General features: G+C 66.5%; 4 protein-coding genes. 1 reads left to right on the top strand and 3 read right to left on the bottom strand.

Translation table 11 applies throughout. From position 1 onward, the window contains the following. The coding region (locus JWP83_RS05260) for a hypothetical protein (protein WP_297726803.1) at positions 1-335 on the bottom strand (335 nt) is incomplete at its 3' end. 360 nt (positions 336-695) lie between these two features. On the opposite strand from JWP83_RS05260, the gene JWP83_RS05255 reads away from it, so the two are divergent. Continuing rightward, on the top strand, positions 696-1,148 hold the full coding sequence (locus tag JWP83_RS05255) for an LppP/LprE family lipoprotein (RefSeq protein ID WP_297726800.1): 453 nt from the start codon (positions 696-698) through the stop codon (positions 1,146-1,148). A 27-nt stretch (positions 1,149-1,175) separates the two neighbouring features. Here the strand turns inward: JWP83_RS05255 and JWP83_RS05250 are convergent, their stop codons facing one another. Next, positions 1,176-3,116, bottom strand: a complete 1,941-nt coding sequence (locus tag JWP83_RS05250) for an acyl-CoA dehydrogenase (RefSeq protein ID WP_297726794.1) — start codon at positions 3,114-3,116, stop codon at positions 1,176-1,178. 134 nt (positions 3,117-3,250) lie between these two features. Continuing rightward, complete coding sequence (locus JWP83_RS05245) at positions 3,251-5,014, bottom strand: ATP-binding cassette domain-containing protein (protein WP_297726797.1); 1,764 nt, start codon at positions 5,012-5,014, stop codon at positions 3,251-3,253. Positions 5,015-5,068 lie beyond the last annotated feature (54 nt).

The following is a 5,068-nucleotide window of genomic DNA, read 5'->3' as shown; positions in this document are numbered from 1 at the left end:
GCCTCGATGGACATCTGGCCCGACACGTACATGGCGAAGGAGTCGGGGCCGTGCTGGTCGATGATCGCCCGTAGCCGCTTCGCGCACCGAGTGATCGCGCTGTCCATGTCGATCGGCTCGAGGGGCTCGCCGCGGTCGGCTCGCACGTGCGCCGATTCCATCCGGCCCGGCGCGGCGAGCAGGTCGGCCGTGGTCGCGCCCTTGGTGCACAGCCGGCCGAAGTTGGCCGGGTGGCTTTTGCTTCCAACAGCTTTCGTAATGTGACGACGGCCGCTCGGCGGATCCGTTGTGACTTGCAACACCATGCCGCAGCCGACACCGCAGTAGGTGCACATGCTGTTCACAGCGTCCGCGCGGGCGCCATGGGGCTCTTTGGCCACGCCTACTTCCTCCCCTCGAGCGCGCAAGGGCCTACTGCGCTGAATAGTGCGGCAAGGATGTTTCGGCATCGGGGATCCGATGTTTCCGCCGTTTTACGGCTTCGTGTCACCGGATCCGACCGATGTGTGAAGTGTCGGGAAAACCCGCGACCGACCGCGTAACCGCAGGTCAGCACCGATCTGCGACGTCGCTCAGATTACCCGCGGACCCCGGCGATTTGCCGCTCAGAAGGGGGGTTCCGACGAAACAAATGGGACATTCACAGTTTTCGTTAAGCTCACAATGTGCGCCGCCCGTTTGTGATTCTGCTGACTTTGTTGGTGTCGGCTTGCGGGGGGAATGCAACGACACCGCCGGCATCGCGGGCCGATGCGTGCAAGGACTCCGACGGACCGACGGCCGACACGGTGCGGCAGGCCATCACCGCGGTCCCGGTCGAGGTGCCGGGCTCGAGCTGGGTCGAAATCGCGCGGGGGCACACCAAGAAGTGCCGTTTGTATTGGGTGCAGATCATCCCGACCATCGCCAGCGAATCGACGCCGCAGCAGCTGCTGTTCTTCGATCACAACACTCCGCTGGGCACGCCCACGCCGAACCCGAAGCCGTACATAACCGTGCTGCCGCCGTCCGATGACACGATCACCGTTCAGTACCAATGGCAGGTCGGCAAGGACGAACCCTGCTGTCCCACCGGAATCGGCACGGTGAAGTTCCAGATCGGATCGGACGGCAAGCTGCAAGCGCTCGGCAGGATTCCGCATCAGTAGCGTTGGCGCACAACCGCTTTCGGAGGTTCAGTCCGGCAGGTTCTCCGGGTGCAGCATCTCGGCGTACCGCAGCGGCTCCGGGATGCCGAATCCGTCGACCAGCGTCTCGGCATACGGGCGCAGCTTGCGGCATCGATCGTTGATGCCGCGGGTGACTGCCTTGGCTCGCCCGGTCGACAGGTAGCCATGCTCGATGTACCAGGCCTTGTCATCCTCGATCACCGACAACGCGTACAAGTCGCAGACCAGTTCGAGCAGCGCGCGGGCGTCCTCGTCCTCGCAGGAGTCGATCCCGGCGACGAACGCTTCCAGCACTATCCGGTCGATGTGCGCGCCCGCCGCGTGCAGCACGTGATCCTGCACGGCGTTGAACGCGTCGAATTCCGACATCTCCTTGGACTTGCCTTGCAGTCGGCGCGCCACCGAAGACAGCAGATAGTCCTCGCGCTCCTCGAACATCGTGACCTGGGTGCCGCGGTTGAACAGGCTGCCTTCCTCCTCGCTGTCTTGGCGGGCGTCGATGATCGTCTGCATGATCGCCTCGGCCGCAGTGCGTTTCCTCACCCGCTCACCGACCGTGTTGGCCGCGAAGCGCACCCATTCGACCGGGCTCATGCTGCGGATGTCATCGGCATAGGCCGTCAGCAGCTCCTTGGCCACCAATTGGGTCAGCACGTGGTTGTCGCCCTCGAACGTGGTGAACACGTCGGTGTCGCCCCGCAGCCCGATCAGCCGGTTCTCGGCCATATAGCCCGCGCCGCCGCACGCCTCGCGGGCCTCCTGAATGGCTCGGGACGCGTGCCACGTATTGGCCGCCTTCAGCCCGGCGGCGCGCGCTTCCAGCTCGCGCTGCTCGTCGGCGTCGGGGGAGTCCGCGGTCTGGACGTCGTGGCATTTGCCGACCAGTTCGTTCTGCCCGAACTGCAGCGCGTATGACCTCGCGATCAACGGAAACAGCCGGCGCTGATGGACCAGGTAGTCCATGATCAGCACCTCGGTGTCCTCGCCCGGGGCACTGAATTGCCTGCGCTGCAACGCATATCGAGTGGCGATGTCCAGCGCGACGCGCGCGGCGGCGCCCGCGCTGCCGCCCACGGTGATCCGGCCGCGAACCAGTGTGCCCAGCATGGTGAAGAACCGGCGGTTGGGGTTGTCGATCGGGGAGCTGTAGGTGCCGTCCGGTGCGACGTCGCCGTACTTGTTCAGCAGGTTCACCCGCGGGACGCGGACGTGGTCGAACACGATGCGGCCGTTGTCGACTCCGGGCAGGCCGCCCTTGTACTCGCAGTCCGACGTCGTGACCCCGGGCAGGTCGTTGCCGTCGGCGTCGCGGATCGGGACCAGTATGCAGTGCACGCCGTGGTTGACCGGCTCGCCGTCTTCGGTGGTGATCAGTTGCGCGAAAACCGCTGCCATGGTGGCCGTTTGGGCGGCGCCACCGATGTAGTCCTTGCGGGCCGTCGGGGTGGGGGAGTCGATGACGAATTCTTCGGTGCCGGCGTCGTAGGTCGCGGTGGTCTCCACCGACTGGACGTCGCTGCCGTGGCCCGTCTCGGTCATGGCGAAACAGCCGCGCAATTCGAGGCTGATGGTCTTCTTCACGTATGCCTCGTGGTGGCGCTCGGTGCCCAGGTTCTCGATGGCACTGCCGAACAGCCCCCATTGAACTCCGGCCTTCACCATCAGCGACAGGTCCGACATCGCGAGCATCTCGATCATCGTGATCGCCGCACCCACGTCGCCGGTGCCGCCATGCTCCTTGCGGAAGTTGTCGGCGGCGACCCCGAAGGCGGCCATGATCCGCATTTGTTCGGCCACCTTGGTGCGGGCGATCACGGTGTTCGGCGTGTAATGGGGGCGAAACAGCTCCTCGGTCATCGTGGCCCGCATCCGGTTCTTCACGTCGCGCCACCGCCCGTCCAAGGTGTTGCGCAGGTGTTCGGCAGTGCTTGTCGTGTCGGGCGCCATGAAGGGACGGTAACCCGCCGCTCAGGCCTTGAAACAGGCTTTACAACGCGACGCCAATCGCCCAACGTGCACCAGCGGCGAGTTCCGGTCCGGATTTTCGCGCTGAACGCACGCTCGGCGCTCACCCAGCCAGGTCATCCGGTTCGTGGTGTTGGCCGTTTGGGTGGCCGCAGCCGGTACAGGGCGAAGCCGGCCGCTACTGCGCCAAAGGCCAAAAGCATCACCATGTCGAATACCCACCAACCCGAATAGTGGGTCCACATTTCAGCGTCGGCGGCCAGCGCGTCGACCCTGCGCAGATCGACGGTGGACGCCGACGCCGCGAAGCCCCACTGGGCCGGGACGAACCAGGAAATCTGCTGGAAGCCCCACTTGCCCACCAGCTGCACCAGGCTCCCGTTGAACAGCAGCGAGACCAGGATCACCACCACGAGCCACGGCAGCACCTCGCGCAGCCGGTTCCCCGTCGCCGAGAGCGCCAGCCCGACGACTGCCGACACGAGAGCCGTGGCGGCCACGCTCACATAGAGCTCGACCGTCGCGTCGCCCAACAAGACGGCGCCGTGCACCGGCCCGCCTTTCACGAGGACGACGATCGCTAACACGATCGCCGTCAGGATGAGCGCGGCCAGGCCGAGGACGATGATCTTGACGGCGAGGTAGGCCGGCGTCGACAGCCCGATGGCCTGCTCGCGCCGGAAGACGCGACGCTCGTCGACCAGCGCGCGGATGGTCAGGGCGGTCCCCACGATCACCGCGGCGATGTTGAGCGCGGCCAGGATTTCGATGGCTTCATGGGGGTTGGAACTGCTCAGGTTGGGCCGTTCCAGGCCGGAATCGCCGGGGATCAGCAGGGTCAGCGCCGCCAACAGGAAGGGCAGGATCGCCAAGAACAAGAAGTAGATGTGGTCGGCGAAGAGCACGCGGAGCTGGCGACGGGCGAGCAACCGGAGCTGCCGCCTCGTGGCGAGCTGGGCGGGGAGCGGCCACGGCGCGGCGACCTCGGGCGGCGTGGGCGCGGTCAACGCTTGTTGCCGGGCCCGGAATGCGCGGTGCGCGCCGTCGGGATCGGCGCCGACCTGTTCGAGGACCTTGGCCCAGTCGGTGGTGCCCATCGCCGACTCGACCTGCAGGGGGGTCCCGACGAAAGCCATGGCGCCCCGCCCGGTGAGCACCACCACCTGGTCGCAGATGTTGAGGTTGCTCAGCGATGTTTGCGAGGACAACGCGACCACCACGACACAGCCGATGTCGGCCTGGCGACGCAGGATCGCCATCACGCGGTCCTGCTGTGCCGCATCCAGCCCGGCGCCCGGGTCGTCGACCACGAGCAGCGTCGGTCTGGTGATCAGTTCGACCGCCAGGGACGCACACCGGCGCAGCTCGGGCGAGAGTTTTCTGATCCGCGTCGCCCGGTGGGGCGTCAGCTCGAGCTCCTCGAGAACCTGCTCCACCACCCGGTGGCGGTGCTCGGGTGCGGTGTCGGGCGGCAGGCGCAGTTCGGCGGCGTACCCCAAGGCCTGTTCGACGGTGAGCCGCGGGTGAAGGCACTCGTCGCGGCGCACTATCCCGATGCGGGTGCGCATGGACTCGGGCTCGGCGTGCACGTCGTGGCCGTCGACGGTGACTCGGCCGGAGCTGGGTTCCCTTGTGCCGGCTAGTAGTTCGAGCAGCGCTGAGTTGCGCGCCGCGGACGGTCCCACAATCGCGGTCAGTGTTCCCAGACCCGCCGTGAACGAGATGTCCCTGAGCACCTCGTGCCCGTCGACCGTGAGTCCCAGCTGGTATGCCGCGACCCCGCTGATCCGCGCGTCGGATTTGAGCGGCAGCCGATACGTGGAGTTGCTCTCTTGGGTGCGGAAGGAGGGGCGAGGGGTGCGCAGCTTTCGCGTGATCATCCGCTCGATCAGGCCCGGACCCTTCGACGGGTCGTCTTCCGCGACTTCTGGGTC

Origin of the sequence: Mycobacterium sp. (assembly GCF_025965855.1) — a bacterium.
Lineage (GTDB): Bacteria > Actinomycetota > Actinomycetes > Mycobacteriales > Mycobacteriaceae > Mycobacterium.
Note: the sequence above shows the minus strand (reverse complement) of the source record. Positions and strands in the feature narration are given on the sequence as shown.